The sequence below is a fragment of the Nonlabens ulvanivorans genome (genome assembly GCF_000732625.1).
GTDB lineage: Bacteria > Bacteroidota > Bacteroidia > Flavobacteriales > Flavobacteriaceae > Nonlabens > Nonlabens ulvanivorans.
Window position 1 is genome coordinate 1,163,987 of the sequence record NZ_JPJI01000032.1, and the last position, 22,290, is coordinate 1,186,276.

24 protein-coding genes are annotated in these 22,290 nt (G+C 33.7%); 6 read left to right on the forward strand and 18 right to left on the reverse strand.

Features of this window, described 5'->3' with window-relative positions; all coding sequences use genetic code 11:
- The first annotated feature begins 15 nt into the window (after positions 1-15).
- Positions 16-168, forward strand: a complete 153-nt coding sequence (locus IL45_RS12335) for a hypothetical protein (protein WP_036584403.1) — start codon at positions 16-18, stop codon at positions 166-168.
- Positions 168-968 carry an ABC transporter substrate-binding protein gene (locus IL45_RS12340; RefSeq protein WP_036584405.1) on the forward strand — a complete coding sequence of 267 codons (801 nt, stop codon included), beginning with the start codon at positions 168-170 and terminating at the stop codon, positions 966-968. Before IL45_RS12335 ends, IL45_RS12340 begins: the two co-directional genes overlap by 1 nt.
- Here the strand turns inward: IL45_RS12340 and IL45_RS15160 are convergent.
- Positions 961-1,131 (reverse strand): hypothetical protein, encoded by a 171-nt coding sequence (locus tag IL45_RS15160; RefSeq protein ID WP_160165403.1) that lies wholly within the window; start codon positions 1,129-1,131, stop codon positions 961-963. The genes IL45_RS12340 and IL45_RS15160 overlap by 8 nt on opposite strands.
- Positions 1,132-1,490: 359 nt before the next feature.
- On the reverse strand, positions 1,491-2,201 hold the full coding sequence (locus IL45_RS12345) for a DUF4197 domain-containing protein (protein ID WP_036584407.1): 711 nt from the start codon (positions 2,199-2,201) through the stop codon (positions 1,491-1,493).
- 109 nt (positions 2,202-2,310) lie between these two features.
- On the opposite strand from IL45_RS12345, the gene IL45_RS14955 reads away from it, so the two are divergent.
- Entirely contained in the window at positions 2,311-2,868 is a 558-nt protein-coding gene (locus IL45_RS14955; protein WP_235183350.1) for a hypothetical protein, read from the forward strand.
- Between the two features lie 54 nt (positions 2,869-2,922).
- Here IL45_RS14955 and IL45_RS12355 read toward each other — a convergent pair whose 3' ends face one another.
- The 6 genes from IL45_RS12355 to IL45_RS12380 form a co-directional block, all read right to left on the reverse strand.
- The gene (locus tag IL45_RS12355; protein ID WP_036584412.1) at positions 2,923-3,810 is read right to left on the reverse strand and encodes a DUF6268 family outer membrane beta-barrel protein; all 888 of its coding nucleotides are present in this window, start codon (positions 3,808-3,810) and stop codon (positions 2,923-2,925) included.
- 160 nt (positions 3,811-3,970) lie between these two features.
- Positions 3,971-4,219, reverse strand: a complete 249-nt coding sequence (locus IL45_RS12360; RefSeq protein WP_036584414.1) for a DUF6952 family protein — start codon at positions 4,217-4,219, stop codon at positions 3,971-3,973.
- Positions 4,200-4,511 (reverse strand): thioredoxin family protein, encoded by a 312-nt coding sequence (locus IL45_RS12365; RefSeq protein ID WP_036584416.1) that lies wholly within the window; start codon positions 4,509-4,511, stop codon positions 4,200-4,202. The genes IL45_RS12360 and IL45_RS12365 overlap by 20 nt, the downstream gene beginning before the upstream one ends.
- A 76-nt stretch (positions 4,512-4,587) precedes the next feature.
- The gene (locus IL45_RS12370; RefSeq protein ID WP_036584418.1) at positions 4,588-5,223 is read right to left on the reverse strand and encodes a peroxiredoxin; all 636 of its coding nucleotides are present in this window, start codon (positions 5,221-5,223) and stop codon (positions 4,588-4,590) included.
- Positions 5,224-5,369: 146 nt separating this feature from the next.
- Positions 5,370-5,867: a hypothetical protein gene (locus IL45_RS12375; RefSeq protein ID WP_036584421.1), complete on the reverse strand. Its 498-nt coding sequence runs from the start codon at positions 5,865-5,867 to the stop codon at positions 5,370-5,372.
- Positions 5,864-6,712 (reverse strand): hypothetical protein, encoded by an 849-nt coding sequence (locus IL45_RS12380; protein ID WP_146128690.1) that lies wholly within the window; start codon positions 6,710-6,712, stop codon positions 5,864-5,866. The genes IL45_RS12375 and IL45_RS12380 overlap by 4 nt, the downstream gene beginning before the upstream one ends.
- A gap of 209 nt (positions 6,713-6,921) precedes the next feature.
- Here IL45_RS12380 and IL45_RS12385 point away from each other — a divergent pair, with 209 nt between their 5' ends.
- Complete coding sequence (locus IL45_RS12385) at positions 6,922-7,758, forward strand: DUF4349 domain-containing protein (protein WP_036584425.1); 837 nt, start codon at positions 6,922-6,924, stop codon at positions 7,756-7,758.
- A 6-nt stretch (positions 7,759-7,764) separates the two neighbouring features.
- Here IL45_RS12385 and IL45_RS12390 read toward each other — a convergent pair whose 3' ends face one another.
- From IL45_RS12390 to IL45_RS12405, 4 genes are read right to left on the reverse strand one after another with little or no spacing between them, the layout of a single operon-like run.
- Positions 7,765-8,679, reverse strand: a complete 915-nt coding sequence (locus IL45_RS12390; RefSeq protein WP_036584428.1) for a patatin-like phospholipase family protein — start codon at positions 8,677-8,679, stop codon at positions 7,765-7,767.
- A gap of 20 nt (positions 8,680-8,699) precedes the next feature.
- On the reverse strand, positions 8,700-9,563 hold the full coding sequence (locus IL45_RS12395) for an MBL fold metallo-hydrolase (RefSeq protein ID WP_036584431.1): 864 nt from the start codon (positions 9,561-9,563) through the stop codon (positions 8,700-8,702).
- 16 nt (positions 9,564-9,579) lie between these two features.
- Positions 9,580-11,100, reverse strand: coding sequence for a Na+/H+ antiporter NhaC (nhaC, locus tag IL45_RS12400; protein WP_036584433.1), 1,521 nt, complete (start codon positions 11,098-11,100; stop codon positions 9,580-9,582).
- A gap of 58 nt (positions 11,101-11,158) precedes the next feature.
- Complete coding sequence (locus IL45_RS12405) at positions 11,159-11,707, reverse strand: cupin domain-containing protein (protein ID WP_036584435.1); 549 nt, start codon at positions 11,705-11,707, stop codon at positions 11,159-11,161.
- A gap of 118 nt (positions 11,708-11,825) precedes the next feature.
- On the opposite strand from IL45_RS12405, the gene trxB reads away from it, so the two are divergent.
- A complete protein-coding gene (gene trxB, locus IL45_RS12410) occupies positions 11,826-12,803 on the forward strand; it encodes a thioredoxin-disulfide reductase (RefSeq protein WP_036584438.1) in 978 nt (325 codons plus the stop codon).
- A gap of 103 nt (positions 12,804-12,906) precedes the next feature.
- On the opposite strand, the gene IL45_RS12415 is transcribed toward trxB, so the two are convergent.
- The 4 genes from IL45_RS12415 to IL45_RS12430 form a co-directional block, all read right to left on the reverse strand.
- Positions 12,907-13,725 carry a GIN domain-containing protein gene (locus tag IL45_RS12415; protein WP_036584440.1) on the reverse strand — a complete coding sequence of 273 codons (819 nt, stop codon included), beginning with the start codon at positions 13,723-13,725 and terminating at the stop codon, positions 12,907-12,909.
- A 115-nt stretch (positions 13,726-13,840) separates the two neighbouring features.
- Positions 13,841-15,598, reverse strand: coding sequence for a PspC domain-containing protein (locus tag IL45_RS12420; RefSeq protein WP_036584442.1), 1,758 nt, complete (start codon positions 15,596-15,598; stop codon positions 13,841-13,843).
- Entirely contained in the window at positions 15,595-15,936 is a 342-nt protein-coding gene (locus IL45_RS12425; protein ID WP_006795574.1) for a PadR family transcriptional regulator, read from the reverse strand. The genes IL45_RS12420 and IL45_RS12425 overlap by 4 nt, the downstream gene beginning before the upstream one ends.
- Positions 15,933-16,436, reverse strand: coding sequence for a DUF4870 domain-containing protein (locus IL45_RS12430; RefSeq protein WP_036584445.1), 504 nt, complete (start codon positions 16,434-16,436; stop codon positions 15,933-15,935). The genes IL45_RS12425 and IL45_RS12430 overlap by 4 nt, the downstream gene beginning before the upstream one ends.
- A gap of 157 nt (positions 16,437-16,593) precedes the next feature.
- On the opposite strand from IL45_RS12430, the gene IL45_RS12435 reads away from it, so the two are divergent.
- Positions 16,594-17,046, forward strand: coding sequence for a DUF4442 domain-containing protein (locus IL45_RS12435; protein WP_036585362.1), 453 nt, complete (start codon positions 16,594-16,596; stop codon positions 17,044-17,046).
- An 87-nt stretch (positions 17,047-17,133) separates the two neighbouring features.
- Here IL45_RS12435 and IL45_RS12440 read toward each other — a convergent pair whose 3' ends face one another.
- Positions 17,134-19,605, reverse strand: a complete 2,472-nt coding sequence (locus IL45_RS12440; RefSeq protein ID WP_036584447.1) for a T9SS type A sorting domain-containing protein — start codon at positions 19,603-19,605, stop codon at positions 17,134-17,136.
- Between the two features lie 20 nt (positions 19,606-19,625).
- Complete coding sequence (locus IL45_RS12445) at positions 19,626-22,184, reverse strand: DUF7619 domain-containing protein (protein ID WP_036584450.1); 2,559 nt, start codon at positions 22,182-22,184, stop codon at positions 19,626-19,628.
- Positions 22,185-22,290 lie beyond the last annotated feature (106 nt).

Sequence of the window (22,290 nt, forward strand, 5' to 3'; positions counted from 1 at the left end):
AGATACCTTTGCATCATGAGAAAAAAGCTCTTTAAAATATTAGCCCGAGTTAATAAAGCCGTTTTACCCAGCTTTACAAAACGTCGATTAGATTTAAGCAAGGCCAGTAAATGGCAAATGATGATCTTCGGTTATAAATTATGGGTAACTAAAAACGCACTTGACTAATGTTTATATCAATCACTGACCAATGTTACCGTACTGTTGATTTACCACAGCGCCCTTTGCGTATTGTTTCCTTAGTACCTTCACAAACAGAGCTTCTTGTAGAATTAGGACTTGAAGAATACCTAGTAGGTATTACTAGATTTTGTGAATATCCAACTGGATTAATTGATAAAATAAAAGTGGTAGGTGGTACAAAAAAGGTGATTGCTTCACGTATTTGGGAAGTTCAGCCAGATCTTATCATTTGTAATAAAGAAGAGAACACACAAGAGATTGTTCTAGCTTGTCAAGAAATCGCACCTACATACGTGTCAGATATAGCTCATCTAGATGATGCTATTGAAATGATTGCAGACATAGGAAAAATGACTGGGACTAGTTTTAAAGCTAAATCGTTAGTGAATAGAATCAAAATAAACTTCAATCATTTTGATAAAGAATCACACAGTGCAGTCAACGCACTATATTTAATATGGAAAAATCCTTACATGACAGTTGGTAGCGATACCTTTATTCATGATATCATGGAGCGTGGTGGTTATAAAAACATCATGGATGGAGCTAGTCGTTATCCAGAATTGACGTTACAAAACATAATTAATTTAAATCCTGAAGTGATTCTGTTCTCATCAGAACCTTATGCTTTTAATGATTTAGATAAGAAGGAAATTGAAGACGCTTTCGCGAAAGCGGAATTAAAAAGTCCCAGATTGTTAACCGTAGATGGGACGTATTTCTCATGGTATGGCAGCCGTTTAAAAGACACACCTAACTATTTCAAACAATTGAATTCTAATTAAATAGTGTTTGTTTGAGCTGAATAATTTCTGCTTTAAGCTGTTCTGCTTTTTTAAGAATAACCTGGCTGCGATCTCTATCTTTTAAGGCTACTTGAAACGATTTTCTTATCATAGAACAATACAAACGCTCTTTCTTGTACAAATCTAAAGTGCGGTCACTCATTTTATTTTTTAATTTAGAAAACAAAATTAAATTTAGTCTGTCTATTTATTTCCCCATTTAAAGTTAATAACGGTTAACAAAATATCAATTGTGAGTTTGTTCACAAATAATATTTCATAAAAAAAAAGGCTGCTTCAGTAGAAACAGCCTTTTTAAAATCCCCTTAATGATGTCGAAACATACATTTACTAGACGTTAATCTTCTTAAAAGGTTGCGTGAGATTTTAAATAAAAAAAAGAAACCATCAAAATAGATGGTTTCTCCTTTCAACTAACCCATAATAACGCTCCAATAGCAGGGCAAATTTCAATAAATTTCTTATTAGACGAGTTAACTGATTGTAAAAAGTCTGTTACATTTAATCTTGTAGAGCAAATACACGTTGTAATAAATCTGTACCTCTGGAAGATACTTTGCTACGTATTTCTATTTCTTCTTGAGCAATCATTTTATAAACTCCTTCAAGTGCCTTTTGAGTAACATAATCTGTAAGGTCTGGATTTACATCACTAGTTAATGGTAAAGAATTGTATTTATTTATAGCACCAGACCATAGTTCTGTTGCGCCTACTTCACCTAATTTATTATTAATAATAGGACTGAATTTTGCATACAACGCCTGTTGTGTTGCATTTTCAAGATAAGAGGTCGCAGCACGCTGATCACCTAATAAAATCTGTTTTGCATCATTAAAAGATATTCCTTTTACAGCATCAACAAATATAGGAAGAGCTTCTTTTGTAGCATCCTCGGCAGCACGATTAAGAAGTTTGAGACCTTCATCTGCAACACTAGATAAACCTATTTTACGTAAACCATCATCTACTTTTTGTAATTCTTCTGGTAATAGAATTTTAACCAGTTCATTTCTATAGAAACCATCTGTAGCCATGAGTTTAGAAACTTCCTTGTCAATTCCTTGATCAAGAGCTTGTCTAAGTCCATTACCTATATCTGCTTGAGATAAAACACCGCCACTACCTGATGGTATACTATTAACAATTTCATTGAGACTACCGCAACTGTTAAAACTAATAGCGATGGTTAAAAGGATTATGATCTTTTTCATTTATAATATTTTTCACAAAGATAAAATATATGTTCTGTATCGTGTTTTTTTAATCGTTATTAGTTTAGCATGCTTTTTGATAACAGATGAACAACCAAAAATTAATGTTATGAAACAATTTTTCACACTTCTATTAATGACTTTTTTTATTTCTAGTTGTTATACCTCAAATAGTCTAGCTAAAAGAATTAATGAAAATCCAATGGTACTCACACCTACTGCACTAACTGGATTGTATGAGAATAGAATTGAAGGAGATGATGAGAATAGTCTGTGGAACGACTTATGTCTTCATAATAAAGATAAAAAGCAAAATATAGCTGAAGGAAATCAAGTCTTTCTATCATATACTAAAGGAAATGAAATCACAGCCGAGCTGTACCAAGGGGAATTTTTAATAGACACCATGACATTACCAGGTAAGCCCAAGGATAAATTTTTTACCATAAGAAAAGGAAGCCATTTCTTTTCTTTGATTTTTTTGACTTCAATCCAAAGCAAAAAAACGATTTTAGGTAATGATGCAAATGCAGATTTATTAGTAGCGCAAGGTCATTCACACAAAACCATGCTGATGGAAGATGAAGCCATAGATGACGCAGAGATTTTCACAGCAGTTTACTTAAGAAGAAGTGAGCAAAGACCTGATAGAAAGGTGTTAAAATAAAAACACCTTAAGTTTTTAAGTTTAAGGTGTTTAAATTATTTGGTATGTGTCAAATTACAAATTAAGTCTATATATCGCATCAAAACCAAAATATACACTGCTATCAAATTCATTATTTAGTCGTGCTCGATCATCTCCATTAACTTGAATCGTTAAGATTTGTGCACCTATCCTGTCACCAGAATTATAAAGACCATAATCTGTAGTATCTAGACCTGCCTTGGCTCTTAATATGAATTTATCATCCATTAAAGAGTAAGAGGCATATAAACCACCGCGTATGGATTCTTCTTGTACATAGCGATCAGTTAATCCTAGATTGTATGATTTAACAGATGTACGTAAATCAGCTCCTAAGCTGAATTTTTTAGTCACGTTATAGTTTGCCTCCATACGTATAGGGAAGGCAGCATCTATGTAAAATTTATTATTAGGCGTTCTATAATACACTCCAAGCAATGGAGTAATGATTGTACCAAACTCTTCTGAAGAGCTATACAAACCATACTTTGTTCTGAATCTATTTTTATGCCTGTATTCCAGTAATGCGATAGCGCCTATTTGAAAATCTTGACTTGCAACTTCATTAAGATTAGAAGCTATTTTAGGTAATAACAGATAGGTTCCAGTCCATTTTTTAGAATGATAAACTTTTGCGCCTAAATTAATTCGAGTCATTATTAAATTTTCTCTTGATAGTCCATTGCTTAAAACAAGGCTCGAATTCTCGGCTGTAAGACCTGTAATTAAAATAGTCTTATCATTAATCGGAGTCGGAAGAAGAAATTCAAGATTGACATTAGTAATGTTAGTCTCGTGAGTTTGTTCTAAATCTTCTAGGGTAGTATTAGAGATATTAATACGTGCAATGTCCAAATAGTTCTGTGCCGTTGCAATGCTTAATCCTAGAAGAGCAATAATAAAAGTTAATTGATTTTTCATATAAATAGGGATATGTTAAAATCAAAAATATTAAAACAGTAACTAGAAATAACGAAAAACTCATTTTTATTATCAATTTTTTGCTTAATTAATAATTTTATAAACAAAAAAACCTCAAAACGTTAAGGGTTTTGAGGTTTTTTAATAATAATTTTAAACGTTATTGATCTATAGATCCCATAACTTTTTGTGCGAAAGCATTTGCGGCTTCTATTCCGCTCATACCTTGTGCAACATTAGCGTGTACTTCTAGAGCACCACATATATTGGTAATTAATTCACCTACTACATCCATTTCCTCTTCAGTTACAGACCTGTGTTCTGAAAAATGTTCTAGAACCTCTAGAGTTGCTTCTAATTGTTCTGGAGTAGTACCTTTTTGTAAATGTCTAATTATTGGTAACTTCATGTACTAAGTCTTTAAGATTTTCAAATTTGTTAGTTTGTACTTGATTTACAAAAGAACCGCCTTTGAAAGTTGCAAACGTAGGTAGGTTATCTACAGTTGCCATTTTACGTGATTCTGGGAATTTTTCTGCATCTACTAATAAGAATCTAGTATTCTCATTTTCGGCAGCAAGTTTTTTAAATTTAGGCTTCATTAAGCGGCAGTTACCACACCAGCTAGCCATATATTGTACAACTACAGTATCGTTGTTTGCAACGATTTCCTGTAGGTTATCTTGATCTAAAGTTTGCATATGATACTATATTATAAAAACACAACAGATCTCTTTTAAAGAAACGACCTGTTGTGTTTCTTAATTAATTTAATAATTAGTTTTGAGAAAGGTAAGCGGCAGTTCCTTTACGATCTGCACTCATTGCGTCTTTTCCTTCTTCCCAGTTTGCAGGACATACTTCACCATTCTTTTGAACGTGAGTGTAAGCATCAATCATTCTTAAGAATTCATTTACGTTACGACCTACTGGCATGTGGTTCACACCTTCATGAAATACGGTACCTTCTTCATCAATAAGATATGTCGCACGGAAAGTTACGTTATCTCCTTTAAGGATATAACCTTCTAAGTCATCATTGTACTCTTCTTCTACATCTAGGATATCTAGCATGTTTGCAAGGTTACGGTTAGAGTCTGCAAGAATTGGGTAAGTTACACCTTCAATTCCACCATCATCTTTTGCAGTATTCAACCATGCAAAGTGTACTTCTGGAGTATCACATGAAGCACCAATTACGATAGTGTTTCTTTTTTCAAATTCACCTAATGCAGTTTGAAAAGCATGTAATTCAGTAGGGCATACGAAAGTGAAATCTTTAGGATACCAAAAAAGTAATACTTTCTTATTCTTATTTTTTGCTTCTTCAAGAACGTTTAATTTAAACGTATCTCCCATTTCGTTCATTGCGTCTACATCGATACTTGGAAACTGTCTTCCTACTATTGCCATTGTTGTTAGTTTTAAATTGTGTTGTTTTTCAGGCTGCAAAAGTAGTTCAGAGCGACGGTTTTTTAATGTGTTTTACAATCTTATAACATAATAGTGTTATAGGTTATGATTATAGTAGGTGAAACCTGTAATAGTCTAAGGTTATTTTACCAAATGATTTTTACAGAGTTGATCGTGTCATTATCAATTACTTGTGGTTGTTCATCAATAGCGATAAACCCATTAGTTTTAATATCTTTCAGATTTACTGTATCCCTAAAAACTTTAGTATAATGGTAATAAAATTCATAATTCATTTGATCTGCTGGATATTCTTGATCAGGTTTTTCAATGGAGTGTAGTTCTATGTATTTGAACACTGAACCATGAGGGATTTTAAAAGGAGCATTTTCCTTGAAAATCATATTAATGCTATCGGCTTTAGACCTGATTTTATGGGCCTCAATAACATCTTTAAATTCGGTACGTATCATTTCCTCATAAAATAATACTTTACGCATTGTTAAATCTGCTTCGTTTATAGGAGCGTTTGTTTTTACTTCATTAATAAAATCAGAATCATCAATTTCACCTTCTGATGAATTATTGTTATTCTTACAGGAAGAAAATAATATTAAAATAAATATTAAGGTCCAATTTCTCATGACTTAATGCGGTATTTTATTTTCTTGATTTGTTCCCCAGCATATTCAGTATCGACTATTAATAGCTTTTTCAAGCTTTGTGTAGGAGTGGTGAGTTTATCAATAAATTGTTGTTTGTCATAAATAGTTACACCTATTTCATAAGGTAATAATTCCATAACAATAACGTCATTATGTAATAGTTGGTTAAGTTGTCTTCTTCGGTTTTTTAAACTTCTGATGTCGCCATTAGAATAATAATCAAGCATTAAAGCATAATCATCGGGTTTTAAATAAATATCTCTACTTACCAGACGTTCTAGATTAAGGCTTAATGTATCATTTTTATAATATGGAGATTCAATAATAAATGTGTTGTTTTTAGAATCACTTTTCCCAGAAAAACAACCATCCTCATTAACCTCAATTCGTTCTTTTTGATTCGTGTTAATTCTGTAAATCGTAAATGGGACATTTTTTATAGCCTCTTTTCTATAAAAATCCTTTAAGCAAAAGTTGTAATCATATTCTTTATTACTTAGGACTATATAAGTGATAGCCATTCCTGCGATTGTGATTATTACTTTTAATAGAATCTTTAAAACATTTTCAATGGAGCTGCTTGTGTCATTCTTTAAAGCTGTACTATAATCGGGCATGAGGTAGTCTTCATTCGCTTTCGCGAAAGCGGACCAATGATCACATCCTGCATATACAGATAGCATATTGAGAATATCTATTCTAGGTAACTTTTTCGGCTCGTTTTTTATATAAGTGTAGAACCATTTTTCGCTGACGCTGCTTCCTGTTTTAGACCTCAAATCATCTTGAAAATTGATGATGTCTTGACCTTTCCAATCTTTCATAATAGACTGTTGAGGGGAATAAGTCTCTCTGAATTTAAGAGAAACCTGTTCTAAGAGCAGATTAAATAATAAGAGGTCTGTTATACTATTCATAGGTTGTACAGCACTAAAATAGCTCTTGTAATATAGTTTACAAAGGTTTTACAAGAGTATTACAAATAGATTTTTACATGGCTCAATAGGTTTGTTAGGAATTAAAAAATCATCTTATGAAAAATGTAATTTATGTAACTGCAATAGCGGTAATTCTTAATCTATCATCATGTGCAGAGGCTTATGAAAATCGAGCTGGTTATAAAGAAGATGTTATAGCATCTTCTCAAGAATTAAATATCGAGTCTCCTTCCCAAACAGTAGAAAGTAATACCGAAACTTTAGAAAATCTCAAGATTATTAAAAATGCTAATTGTCGTTTTAAAGTGACTGATTTAGATAGTGCAAGTACTGCAGCACAAAATATAATTACTGCTCAAAAAGGATATGTAGCAGATATGAAATACACTCAAAATGATTACAAATTAGAAAATCGTATCATCTTTAAAGTTCCTGCAACACATTTTGAATCTACCATCACACAACTTACTGCGCTAGCCGATTTTATCGACTTCAAAAATATATCTACTACTGACGTGAGTGATGAATATGTCGATTTACAAACCAGACTTAAAACTAAAAAAGAAGTCAAATTAAGATATGACGAAATCTTAAGAGGTAAAGCAAAAACAGTAGAAGAGGTACTTAAAACTGAAGAGAAATTAAGGATTCTACAAGAAGAAATAGAGAGCGCGGAAGGAAGATTAAAATTACTAAACCATAAAGTAGGTTATAGTAATATTGAATTACAATTATATCAAACAGTACAGTTTAGAGAGGATCCTGTAGTTTATGAGGTTACCTTTAAAGACAAAGCTTTGAGCGGTTTTAAAAATGGATGGTCTATAGTAACAACTTTACTCTTAATTCTAGTAAATATCTGGCCATTACTATTGCTTTTTATTGCAGCGTTTTTCTTTTATAAAAGATGGAGTAGTAGAGTAAGGAAGTAATTTGCTTTATTCTTCTTGAGGTTTGATTTCGCTCGTTTTTTCTGTGGTGCTTGCGGCATATTTAAATCCGCTATTCCACCAGTTAGTCATTTTTGATTTATTAAAAATGAGCGAATTCGTCGTTAATACCGTAGGTGTGTAATAGAAATTAAGAATAGCATCGTGATGGTTTGCTGTAAACTTTCCTATCGCTATATTCTGTTTTTCAATACGATCCATCATAAAACCATGAAGGCTTGTAAGTAGTGAAAAGACATTAGTCGATGGCAAGCTATTATAGTAAGTAGCTTCTGTTTCTAGTACAATAACATCGACTGTTGTAGCGCCACGTTCTATAGCTTCTTTAATAGGTACCATACTACCATAGCCACCATCTGCATACTCGCAATTATCTTTCTTAACCATGCTCATAAAAGGAATATAGTTACAAGAAATCCATATCCAATCACAAAAGTCCTCATAACTCACTTCTTGAATCGATTTATATTCGGTTTCATTAAGTGAAAGATTAGATACGGTAACGATGACTTCTTTTTGCGTCGCCTTCAACTCGTTAAATTCATCAATGGTAAAAATCTTTTTGATTAGTTTTCTGAGGTTTTTGCTTTCACCAAAGGTTTGATTACCATTTAAAAAATTGCGTAGAACATTCCAGTGATTGATTTTTATTTCCTCAACACCATATTTACTTCTCTTAATTATGAATGGGCAATTGCTGAAAATTGACTTTTGATTTACATTAGTATAGACCTCTTTAATCTTTTCTATTTTATGAAGTGCTAGATGAGAAATAAGAAGACTGCCTGTAGATGTTCCTATATAAATATCATAGTCTAGTTTTTTTTCTTCAATGAGGTATTGAGCAACGCCACCGGCAAATGCACCTTTACTACCACCGCCAGATATGACTAATGCTCTCATTATTTAAATTATAAAACTAATTATAGACCTGTGATGCTCTCGTAAACGGTAGTCCTAAAACGCTCTGCATTAATAAAGCCATCTCCATAACCTTTTGCATCATATGCTGCTGTTATAGTCGTGTCTGCAATGATATCTTCTTTAGAAACACCTTTCTTAATTTTTGAAGCAATGTTTTCTTTGATATCCGCTAACATTTCAATGTTATTTCTTAAATCTTCATAACTAGCTAATGTGCCATGTCCTGGTACGATCTTAGTCTCCTCATTAATAGTAGACAAGACTCTTTCTTGAGCAGCGATATAACCATCGATAGAGCCGCCGGATTTTAAATCGATATATGGATATTTTGCATTAAAAAATACATCACCCATATGTACCACATTTTCTTGAACAAAAAAGATAAATGTATCACCGTCAGTATGGGCGTTGTGCACATGAATTAATAAACAGGTTTGAGTAGGTAATTGTAATTCTAACTCTTCCTCTAAAGTCATTTCTGGTATAAAGTTCTCTTCTTTACCTTCAGCAATTAAGCGTTCTTTTACGTTCACGTGAGCAACGATTGTGGTTTCTTTAGAATTAAAATTTCCATTGCCACCTGTATGATCGCCATGATGATGAGTGTTAATTAAGTAAGTGATTGGATATTCTGTAATACCTTCAATTGCATCTTTAATTTTATCACTAAGTGGTGCAAATTGATCATCTATCATTACCACTTTCTCTTTGTCTATGGCAATCATGATATTACCGCCAGCTCCAGTAAGCATAAAAGTGTTTTCGCTTACCTCAGTAGATGTAATTTGAACTTTTGCAAATCGGTCTTGTGCACCAGCATTAAAAATACTTAAAAGTGCAAATACAGATAATAAATTTTTCATTGTTAATGTGTTGATATTATTCTTCACCTATAGTATCTAGGGTAGGTGTTTTAGTAACTAATTGTTTAATCTTAATGCTAAACGCTGCAAAAATAAGCGTCATGATAGGAGATAACCAGCTAAACATAGCATAGATAGCATAATCCAATACACTTACACCTAAAGTACCACTGTGGTAAGCACCACAGGTATTCCAAGGTATTAAAACAGATGTAACTGTTCCCGAGTCTTCTAGTGTTCTCGATAAATTCTCTGGTGCGAGTCCTTTTTCACGATAAGCTTTCTCATACATTTTACCAGGTACAACCAGTGCTAGATATTGATCACTTGCAGTAAAATTAATCGCTATACAACTAGCTACCGTACTAAAGAATAATCCAAAAACACTACTAAATAGATTCAGTAGACTTTTTGAAATCCTGCTCAATGCACCTATAGCATCCATGACACCACCAAAGACCATAGCGCAAATAATCAACCATATAGTACCTAGCATCGATTCCATTCCTTTTCCTTCAAATAGTCCTGCTAGTTCTTCAACAATTTTAGGATTGTCAGATATCGGGTTAACAGTGGTCTTTACAGTGATGGCATTCATGATTCCTTTATAACCAGCTTCAAAACTCCATTCTTTCATTCCAGAAACAGCTAGTACAAGATCGGGTTGAAAAATCAATGCAAAAACCGCTGCTAGTAACGTACCAGCCAGTAAAGCGATTAAAGGCGATATCTTTTTAACTATCATGGCAATTACAGCAATAGGTACTATAAATAGCCATGGTGTGGTATTAAAGGTAGCATCTATCGCACCTTGATATTGAGAAACATCGGCAGCACCGGTTGTATCGTTAGTAAATCCTAGTATAATAAAGAATAATAGAGTTACAATAATAGTAGGCACTGTCGTGTAAGTCATATATCTGATATGAGTAAATAAATCAGTACCAGCCATAGCAGGAGCAAGGTTAGTGGTGTCACTTAAAGGACTTAATTTATCACCAAAATAGGCACCACTCAATACGGCACCAGCAGTCATTCCAGGACTTATCCCTAATGCGCCTGCAATACCTATAAGTGCGATACCTACTGTTGCACTAGTAGTCCAGCTACTACCTGTTGCAACAGAAATCACAGCACAAATAATAACACATGCAGCCAGAAAAATAGTTGGGTTTAAGATATCTAGTCCATAATAAATCATGGTAGGTATAATGCCACTGACCAGCCAGGTCCCAGCAAGCGCACCTACCATTAAAAGGATAAGAATAGCGCCAGTAGTAGATTTTAAATTTTGAGCAACTTCCTCAACCATGGATTTATAAGAAACTTTGTTTTTAAAGCCTACGATAGCTGCAATAGCTGCACCTATAATTAATATAAATTGGTTAGAACCACCTAAAGCGCTATCACCAAAAACGAATACATTATATGCTAGTAGTCCAACTAATGCTATTACTGGAATTAGCGCTTCCCAAATGTTTAATTCTTGATTAATGATGATTTTTTCGTCCTCGTGGTTGATATTTTGACTTTCCATGTATCGGGATTATTGAGTGTAATGTTACGATTTTGAAAACGCGTTTGCAAGTACTGCCTTAACCTATGACATATTTGTGTAGCAATTTTTTTTCGTATCCCAGCTTTCGCGAAAGCGTATATAACATCATCAAAACAGGTTTAAATAACTTAAAGAATAAGCTATCTACCTGAGTATCGCCCCATTTAAGTAAAATAATAGCATAGAATGGATTGAACGGAATCTGGTTCGTTCCAAAAGTTTTACCATCACTAACCAGTCCAAAAAGTGCTGCCATGAAATTTTCAAATCCAGGCTGGCCAGGTTCTAATTTTGCTCTAAAAACGATAGGTCGATCACCTGGATTATAAAAACGATGATTATCTATTACGGGAACTTTAAATATTTGACCAGGTTTTAAGCGTATTTCTTTACCTAAATGATGAACACCTAAAATACCTTCAATAGGTTCAAACTGTTCTGTGAAATATTGATGATAGTGGATAGGATTACCACCACCAGGCTGTAACTCTACCTCTATATAGGTAAATGCTCCATCAGTTTGTGCGCTAGTCTTAAGTATAGTAGCGCGTTCTTTTGTAATAGGATTGATATAGGTATGGCCCATGGAGTAAAAATAGAACAGGTTGATATGGTTTTCCTTAATAAAGTGATAATAAATAGTGATAGATGCTTTTGAAAAAAAGCTTATAGTTTGATTATTTTTACATTCCAAAGTTTATACAATGTCAGAACAAATTGAAAGAGTTAAGTGTTTGATCATAGGATCAGGACCAGCAGGATATACTGCAGCGATATATGCTGCACGTGCAGATATGAAACCATTACTTTATACAGGTATGGAACCAGGTGGACAGTTAACGACCACTACTGAGGTTGATAACTTCCCAGGATATCCAGAAGGTATTGATGGACCATCAATGATGGTTGATTTGCAGAAACAAGCAGAGCGTTTCGGCACTGAGGTACGTATAGGAATGGTTACTGAAGTAAATTTTGCCAGTGAAAAAGGCGGTATTCACACAGCAATTGTAGACGGGAAAACTAAAATTGAGGCGCATACCGTTATCATTTCTACTGGTGCCACGGCAAAGTATTTAGGTTTGCCTAGTGAACAACGACTACGCGGTGGTGGAGTTAGTGCCTGCGCCGTTTGTGATGGATTCTTTTATAGAGGTCAAGATGTCGCTATTGTAGGTGCTGGAGATACAGCTGCTGAAGAGGCTACTTATCTAGCAAATATTTGTTCTAAGGTGACCATGTTAGTACGTAAAGGAGAAATGCGTGCTTCTAAAGCGATGCAACATCGTGTTGCTCAAACAGAAAATATAGAAGTTTTATTTAACTCAGAGGTTGATGAAGTACTAGGTGATCAGGTAGTGGAAGGTTTACGTATTGTAAATAATCAAACTAATGAAAAGCATGAGATTGCCATCACTGGATTGTTTATTGCGATAGGGCATAAGCCAAATACTGATATCTTTAAAGGACAACTTGATATGGATGATGCTGGTTATTTAATAACTAAAGCTGGATCTACTTACACTAACATGCCAGGTGTGTATGCTAGTGGAGATGTACAAGATAAAATATATAGACAGGCAATTACCGCTGCAGGAACAGGTTGTATGGCGGCTCTTGATGCTGAGCGCTATCTAGCTGAGGTAGGTATAGTGGAAGAAGTGATAGGAGGAAATTACTAGTCACTCTCTAGACTCGAAATAAAAAAGCCTCGCATCGCGAGGCTTTTTTTATTTAATTAAAATTGAGTTGTTGATTATTCAGTTCAACAAATGCAATCAACGTTTATTTTTTTATCAATTGCGTTTTTCCTGTAAATTTTTCTAAGATGACTTTAGGTGAATTGAATAGTTCTACTTTAGAACTATCGCTGGCAGCTAGAGTTAATTCATCTTTTACATTTACCTCGCAATCGGTATTTTGAGACGCTTTCATATTTAAGTTGTTAAATACTAGGTTATCGCCTTGAAAGCTGGCTTTATTTTCAAGTAATAAAGTACCTGATTTTACATCTCCTTCTAATTTTGCAACTGTACGACCTTTCATTGTTAGGTTTAAATCTTGAAATTTTAGCAATGCCTTTACATTAGCCTTATCGTCAAAATTAATCTTAGCATCATTACCTCTTAAATTCAACTCAGATCTAGAGTCTCCTTTTAGATTGAGAGTTAAATTACTAATGTTTGCGGTTAGAAATAATTTTGCATCATCACGTACTTCAATTTCTAACTTGTCCATTTTTAGTTCAGTGATAGCGCTTATCTCTGCCTTTTCTTTAGCAACGATTTTAGTTAGTCCAGCAGGATAAATTAAGCGTATCGTCATCTCTTTTTTAGAACGTATGTTTGCGGTAGAGCTAATACTTAAATTGCCATCAACTACAGCAACTTCTAAAAACTGATGTAGATTTGAATCTGTGGTAATTTCAACTTGAGGAATCACACCTTCTACGATTGCTACTTCATAATCACCACCTATTTCAATAACCGTAAATGGATCAACGTCTGTAATAACGGTGCTAGGTTCGCGATTTCCTTTTACCTTTTCTTGTGCTTGAGAAACTGCAGCGGTAAGAATCAAGATTGCTAGTAATAATTTTTTCATTTGAGAGATAATTTGTTTAACAAAGGTAAAACAAAAACCGCTCCAAATGAATGAAGCGGTTTTCTAGTCAACAAGAATCTCTTAAAATACAGTTGACATCACATGAATCTTTATTCTAGAAACTTTCTTCTGTTTCTATTTCTATAGGTCCTAAGTCTATCGATGTTTTAATAGTTGTAGTTTCAGATGTTTGATTTTCCTCGTCTTCGTCATCTTCATATTTCCACTCATTATCATCTGTTGATCTAGAAGGTGAATTGATTTCATCTTTTTCAATGTCATCTTTACTTTCTTCTACAACAGGACAGTCTAGGCATACTGCTTTGCCATCTTTTACTTGATAAGTATAAGAGTCATTGCTACCTAGAGAGAATGCATCATTACTAATGTAATCTCTATAATGGTTTGCAAACTCATCATTCATTCTAGCTTTTGTTCCTTCGGGAAGATTTACAATAATCTCAATTTTGTGGTTATTAAGGCTACCACTATTAATTTTAAAGAAATCATCTAGTGTGATGATAGAATCTGTAATCACATAATTATATTCTATTTGAGAAGCTTTTTCTTTAGCCTCTTGAATAGATGATCCTTTTGCCTTGAGCCTAACGTTTATAGAAGCAACGCTATCAGTAGTAGCAGCAATCGCCGTTTTAATTCCCATTAAACGTATTTCTTTAGCACCATCAAATTCTCCTATACTAAAATGAGAACCATTTACATAGATATTATCATAGCCTTCTAGAGTGCTATCTTCCATATTAAGTTGAAACACTTTCTCTTTATTCACAGGGAATTTTTCTAAACTGTTTACGTTCCCATCAAAAGCTTGTGATGTTCCTATAGTTGCGATAATCACACACAGTCCAATTACAGATGCTACCCAAAGTAATCCTATAATAACTTTAGCCGTACGACCTATGGAAGCTAGATTAGATACTAACAATCGCAAACCTAAAACAGCAATAATAAAGAATGGAATCCCTATTAAGAAAAAGGCTGTTAAATAAATCCACCATGTAGATAGGTTAGAAGGTATGCTCATATTCATAAGTAACATAAAATCATCACTTTGTAATTGTGCTGTACCTATACCTATCAAGCTAAAGAATAATGCAATTAAACCTGTAGCACCTAGTAGGAACATAAACAGCCCTATGATCTTAGCTATAGCTTTAAAAATACCTTTAATAAAACGTCCTAAAAAACTAAAGAAACGTACTGTTCCACGCTTTCCCTTTTGACCTACAATTCGGTAGTCGGCGTCGGTCTGCCCATCGACTACATCATCAAAACCCGACTTAAAGTTTTCACCTATGTTTGAGATATTTACTTCTTTACCCATCATCGCTAGACGTTGGTTTGTAGTGACAGCATCTTTAGCAACGATCCAGAAGATGATGTAAGTCAGTACATTAAACGGGAATGATATAAATGATATGACTACAAAAAAGATTCGTACCCATATGGCATCTATACCTAGAAAATGACCTAGACCAGCACAAACACCACCTATATAACCGTTTAATGTATCTCTAAACAACGGTCTGCTGAAACGTGATTTCATCTCTTGAGCAGTTGATCTTCTCTCACCTTCAAAGATTTCTTCATCTACCTCATAGTCTTCTGGCTGTCCCATTATGGAAATCACATCTTCGACATGAGTGATGGAAATGACTTGTTGGTCGTTAGCTCTTTTTTCTAAAAAAAGTTCAGCAACACGAGATTCTATGTCTGCCATGATCTCTTCAGATCCTTGCATACCGCTAAATGAGCGGCGCACAGCGGCTAGATATTTTTGTAATTTATTATAGGCATCTTCATCGATGTGGAAGAACAGCCCTGCGAGGTTTATATTTATGGTCTTGTTCATGATTTCTTAGTTTTTGTGGTGGTTACCAGGTTAACGGCGTTTTTAAGATCATCCCAGGTACTGGATAATTCTTTAAGGAAAATCTTTCCAGTTTCTGTCAGTCCATAATATTTACGTGGTGGACCACTGGTGCTTTCTTCCCATCTATAATTAAGTAAACCTGCATTTTTTAATCGGGTTAATAATGGATAGATTGTTCCTTCTACCACTAGTAACTTTGCATCCTTAAGAGTATCGAGAATCTCTGCTACATAAGCATCTTCTTCTTTGAGGATGGATAGAATGCAGTACTCGAGTACTCCTTTACGCATTTGCGCTTTTGTGTTTTCTATCTTCATGTTGTTGTGTTATTAGATTCTGTTTTTGTGCTTAAAAACGGGATCGTTAAAGGGTATTTAAAAAGCACCCCATCATTTGCTTGCATCGCTCCTCTAATAGTATAGACTAAATCTACAATACCGATGAGTAAAAGCGCACCGCCAAAAAGAATCCCTACACCTATCATGGTAGCAAAAATTCCCATATGTTCACCATGCATCCATTCATCGCCATCCATTCTATCTAGTCCTTCTAAAAATTCAATTCCACCAGATGCAAATGCAACTACCAGAATAATAGCTGCGATAACAGCTAGAGCTATTGAGTAAAGCGTCATGCTTAATTGAAAGTTGATGACCTGTTTTCCGTGATGATCTACAAAGTCAGATTTTTTTGAATTCACCATCCATAATAAAATGGGTAAAATGAAATTCCCTAAAGGAAATAACCATTTCCCAAAGCTCAACAAGTGCAAACATGTCGCTAAGTTTCGATGATTATTTTGTAAAGTATTCTCCATGGCATATTATTTTCTTATGCAAATATATATCTAAAAGATAGTATTATGCAATACAAAGTACCATATATTTTTATTTTTTTGAGATATTTTTTATTTCGCTTTCGCGAAAGCGTAACAACAACGCGCCTTTTGATTACATTTGTACAAAATGTTAAAAATGATAACTCCTAAGAAAATAAATGCTTTTACCTTCTTAAAACTGCCTAGTGCATGGTGGGCAGGTGTGCGATGTAAGACCATAAGTGAGGAATCTTGTACGGTAAAAGTGCGTCACAAGTGGTTCAACCAGAATCCATTCAAGAGTATGTATTTTGCTACTCAAGCAATGGCTGCTGAACTTTCTACAGGAGCATTAGTGATGTCATTTATTCAAAAAAGCGATGCAAGAGTTTCTATGTTAGTAGCCCGTAATGAGGCTACTTTTACTAAAAAAGCAACGGGCATCATCACATTTACTTGTAATGATGGTAAAGCTATTCAACAAGCCATAGAAAAAACGGTAGCCACTGGTGAAGGTCAAACCGTATGGATGGAATCTCGTGGTGTGAACCAGGATGGAGTAGAGGTAAGCCAGTTCAGATTTGAATGGACCGTTAAAAAGAAGGCATAATTAAACCTGTCTCACATTATTTAAGTTAGATATTCTAATCTTATTAAATGGTAAGACAGGTTTAAAATAGTTAAATTAAAAGAGTAATTACTTTTTAATGAATTTTAAAACTTGAGATTTATTACCAGAAGTAACTCTAATAAAATATACTCCAGTATCTAAGTTGCTTACGTTAATATCTTTATCAGTTGTTTCTATTAACAACTGTCCTTGAAGATTCATAATTACAGCAAAATCAATTTTTTCTGACGTTTGTAATTGTACTATGTCTGCTACAGGATTAGGGTAGAGACTTATATTTAGAAATTCTTGATCGCTATTAGAAAGTGTTTGTACAATAGTAGTTGTAGCGGTATTGGTTATAATAGCTTCATTAAAATCAAAATATATATGAGCAGTGTTATCTATAAAATCACCAATGACTAAATTTTGTTTAGGTTTAATGCGGTAATAAATATATCCATGACTTAATGGCTCATTAGTAGTACTATCTGGTAAGTTGATATTAGGAAAGTCAAAGTCGATGAATCTCTTGTTCTCAATATGAATCTCTCCTACATTATGACTCATGTCTATAGGTTCAAAGGTATCCCAGTCTAGATTATCAGACAAGGTATCTTTAACGGTAACATTTATCGCGCTAGCAGTACCTGTGTTTTGAAACCGTATTCTGTAATGTAAGTATTCATCTAACTCTGTAGGTAGTATTTCTGCGCCTTCAAAAACGGTTTTATCATTAGGATCATAAGAGTTAACAATATTGTTGTTATAATAGAAAACATTGTCTTGTGGATTTGCGTCACCAGGTATTGGGTTAATCGTCGCTGTCCATGCTTCTGTTTCTCCACCTATTAAAACAGGTGGTTGAGCTACTAGGAATTCTACATCAATACGTAATCTTTCAAACGGGCCTAAATTATATGACCAGTTCAACATACCCGTGGATACTGTACTGGCTGCTGGTACACTAGTTTGATAAGTGAAAAGATTACTGTTGTATGGTAATTCAATGGTTCCAGATACCGGTACAGATCCTTTGTTAATGGCTATGAGTTTATAGCCTGCTGTAAATCCAGGTCTGGTAGCAATAGTTGCTATAAGATCTATAGAGACATCTTGAACCGTATTGGTAGTCTGTGCTTCAAAATCACCACTAGCCACATTACCGTATCCTGTAAAGTTGTTATTAAAACCATTTGCTGGTGTAAATGCAAACATGGATAAGTCTTCTACATCTGTATTGATATTACCAGTTCCTACATAATTTGAATAATCGCCATAGGCTTTAGAAAAGGTTGTACTAGTTCCCGTACTGTGTGTGCTAAATACTTTATAGTATGGAACTACTGCATCTGTAGCTGGTGAATAATCACCACTACCATTAGTGTCATAGTAGATAGTACCACTTATTACATTAAGTTCACATTCATTTGCTATTTCTTGTTCTGAAGCACATCCGGTTGCATTTCCATTAATAGTAGCTGTAGAAGTGGTGCCACTCAGGTAATTACAAACAACTGGCACATCACAAATGGCTAGCAATGGATTTCCTACAATACGCATGCCTGTTAAAAAATTAGCATTACTTCCACCTATGGCATTAATATCTGTTAATAATGGATTGTTTTCAATACTGATATAAGTTAAAGTGAGAGCATTTTGCAATCCATTTAAACTAGTTATAGAATCTACTCGTGTTACACGCAATATTCTTAACTGTAAGATAGTGTTGAAAAAAGATAAATCTTGAGATCCTATCATTTGATCTAATTGAATTGTGTCAACAGTTTGTATAGAACTAAAGCCACTAATGTCACTCAAGTTGATGTTTCCTTTTATAATAAGGTTATTTTGTATGAATCTCAATGATTGAAACGATTGCGATATCGTTGATAGTTGCGAATTACGTAAAATAGATAGATTATCAATCATTGTCATCGTACCAAAACCGTCTATAGAAGTCAGGAAGTCATTATCTTTAATAATCATCCATTCTACTTGATCCACAAGGTCAAAGGAGTTGATACTTGTTAAACGAGTATTGTCTAATTCTAAAAAATTAAGAATGACTAATTGATTTAATCCTGATAAATCATTGAGAACTGTATCATCTACAATCCATAGTTTATGAACGTCATCAATATTTGATAAACCACTAAAATCTGTTACAAAAGATTGTTCTAGTTTAATATCATTAATACTCGTTATCCCTTGAAATCCATTGAAATTGGTGATGCCTGGATTATTAAATAGATAGATATCTTCTAATTGTGTAAGTGTTGAAAAAGCGGTGAGATCATTCAGTAGCGGATTGTTAAGGATGTTTAATCCACCATCTAGTTGCACTAATCCTTGTAAATTATTAAGATTATTAATATCTGAACTTCCAGTAGCAGGACCTATTTGTAACCCATTTAATATTTGAGTACAGTTAGGATATGTTGATTGAAAGGCATCCACATCTGCTTGTGTTTCTAGTACGATAATACTGGTAGGACATTGTGCATGGCTGCATAAAGAAATGGTAAAGAATAGTAATATGGAGTAAATGTATTTCATGACTTAAGTAGTTTCTTTGGTTAGTTTTTTATGAACTTTAGTGACTGAGATTGACTATTTGAATGAATGGTTATAAGGTAAATACCGGAATTTAAATTGTTAACATTAATGTTTTTGGAATTGGTCTTTATCAATTCCTGTCCTTGAAGATTATAAATTGAAATTGAATCAATCTCTTTATCAGTTTTTAAAACTAGGGTTTCTTTAACTGGATTAGGATAAATGCTTATTCCTAAAGGTTCTTCATCATTTCCAGAAAGAGTTTGTACTAATGTGGTAACAGTAGTGTTTGTAACAATAGCTTCATTAAAGTCAAAAAATATGTGAGCCGTATTTTCCATTTGGTCGCCTATCACTATGTTTTGCTTTGGTTTAATGCGGTAATAAATGTATCCATGACTTAACGCTTCATTTGCAGTACTATCTGGTAAGTTGATATTAGGAAAGTCAAAGTCTATAAATCTTTTGTTTCTAATATGAACCTCACCTACATCGTGACTCATATTTATAGGTTCAAAAGTGTCCCAGTCCAAGTTGTTAGAAAGTGTATCGGTAACTTTTACATGAAAAGCACTTGCTGTTCCAGTATTTTGAAAACGAATGAGGTAATGTAGATATTCATTTAACTGATTAGGTAGTATCTCATTGCCTTCAAAAACAGTTTTATCATTTGGATCATAAGAATTTACTACAGTTTGAGAAAGGACGTCATTGTTATTAGTAGCATCTACATCTGTAATTGAAGGTGTTATTTGTGCATTGAAATCTAGAATTTCGCCACCTATTAAGGTAGGTGGTAAGGCTACATCATATTGTAGCTGTATGATTCTAGTTTCAAATAGGTTGAGGTTGTTATAGTTAAAGGTTATTAACCCAGCAGTTTGATTAATCGCTGTCACACTACTGCTGTTAAAAGTTAATTTAGAAGCGTCATAGTTAACGGTTACTACTCCAGATGAATTTTGTGTTCCTTCATTTTTTAAAATTAATCTATAGCGAGCATCAAATCCAGGTCTTGCTGCATTAGTAGGAATAATTTGAACAGACACATCATTAAAAGCATTACTAATAGAGCCTTCAAAATTTTTATTTACATCTTGATTTCCTACACCACTAAAGTTTGAACTGTGACTGGCTGGCGCAAAAGAAAAGTTGGAAATACCATCTATAGTGGTGTTTATAGCGCCATCATCAGTGAAATTATCATAAGAGCCATTCTGACGTGTGTAAGTAGTAAAAGTATCTGTTCCATTATCGCTAGTAATTTTAATATTTTGAACAGGAAGATCGCTTGAGTCAAAGATGTTATTACCATTTAAATCATAATATGCGGTACCACTAATTATATTTAAGTTACATCCAGTAGCGACTTCTAAAGGAGAATTACATCCTGGAGCGTTATCTCTTATCTCAGCATTTGCATTATTAGAATTGATATATTGACATATACTCGTTAGGTTACAAGTTGAGATAAGATCATTATCTACAATTCTCAAACTATTCAGCAACGTGAAGTCTGCATTTGTTATCGCGTTGATATCATTTAGAACAGGATGGTTAGATATATTTAAATATTGAAGAGGTCGTATATTTTGAAAAGTATTGAATTGCGTCAAAGCTAAGTTTGACGAAACGTTTACTGAGTTTATGTCGATTAGATTATTAAACCCAGTCAAACTTTGAAGACTATTATTGTTAATGAAAGTGATGCTTTGTATACTAGTTAGTGCATTGAAATCATCAAAAGAAGTCATGCTAAAATTATTACCGATTGTAAGTAAACTATTGATGGTAGTCAGGCTAGAGAACGCATTATTCATGCTTATCAAGCCATTATCGTATATTCTAATTCTATTGACCTGTATTAAATTACTAAAGTCATTTATAGAAGATAGCATGGGATTGCCATTGATTTCTAAATTTGAGAGTACTTGCACATTTTGAAATGCATTTAAGCTGGCTAATACGAGATTATCATCTATTTGTATACTAGGTGTTGTAAATGGTGGGACACCTGTTAAATTTTGAAAAGCGTTAATACTTGTGAGTTGACGGTTATTGTTTATATCAATAAAATTGATGTTTGTAAAATGATCAAAACCACTGAGATCAACTAATACTTCATCAAATGCAATTCTCAATTGATTAAGAGACGTCAGATGATTTAAAGCACTAAAATCACTCGTATGATTATTGAAAAGCCTTAAATTTTCTAATGCGGTTAGGTTTTGTAAGCCATTTAAACTCGATAAGTAACTCTGTGAGATCCATAATGAATCTAAACTGTTTAAGTTAATTAAATCACTTAAATCAATAAGTTGATCTACTTGAGAAATTTGTAGTCTACCTGCTATAGAGGTAATCCCGTTAAGAGCATTTAAATTATTAATGTTGCTAAATGAGGATGTAGAATAACTACCTATGTATAAATCACCTAATATTTGAGTGCAATTGGGATAGTTAGATTGAAATGCATCTACATCTGCTTGGGTTTCTAATATGATATTGCCAGGTGGACATTGAGCCATTGCAACGGTAGCAATACATCCTATTAAAATGACGAGTATTTTTTTGATCATGGCTTTTTTGATTGGTTATCAAATAGATGCATAACTACTCGATAGGTTGCGTGATGAAAATTTTAAATCACAGTATTAAATTTTATTAAAGCAATAGGTAACTCCA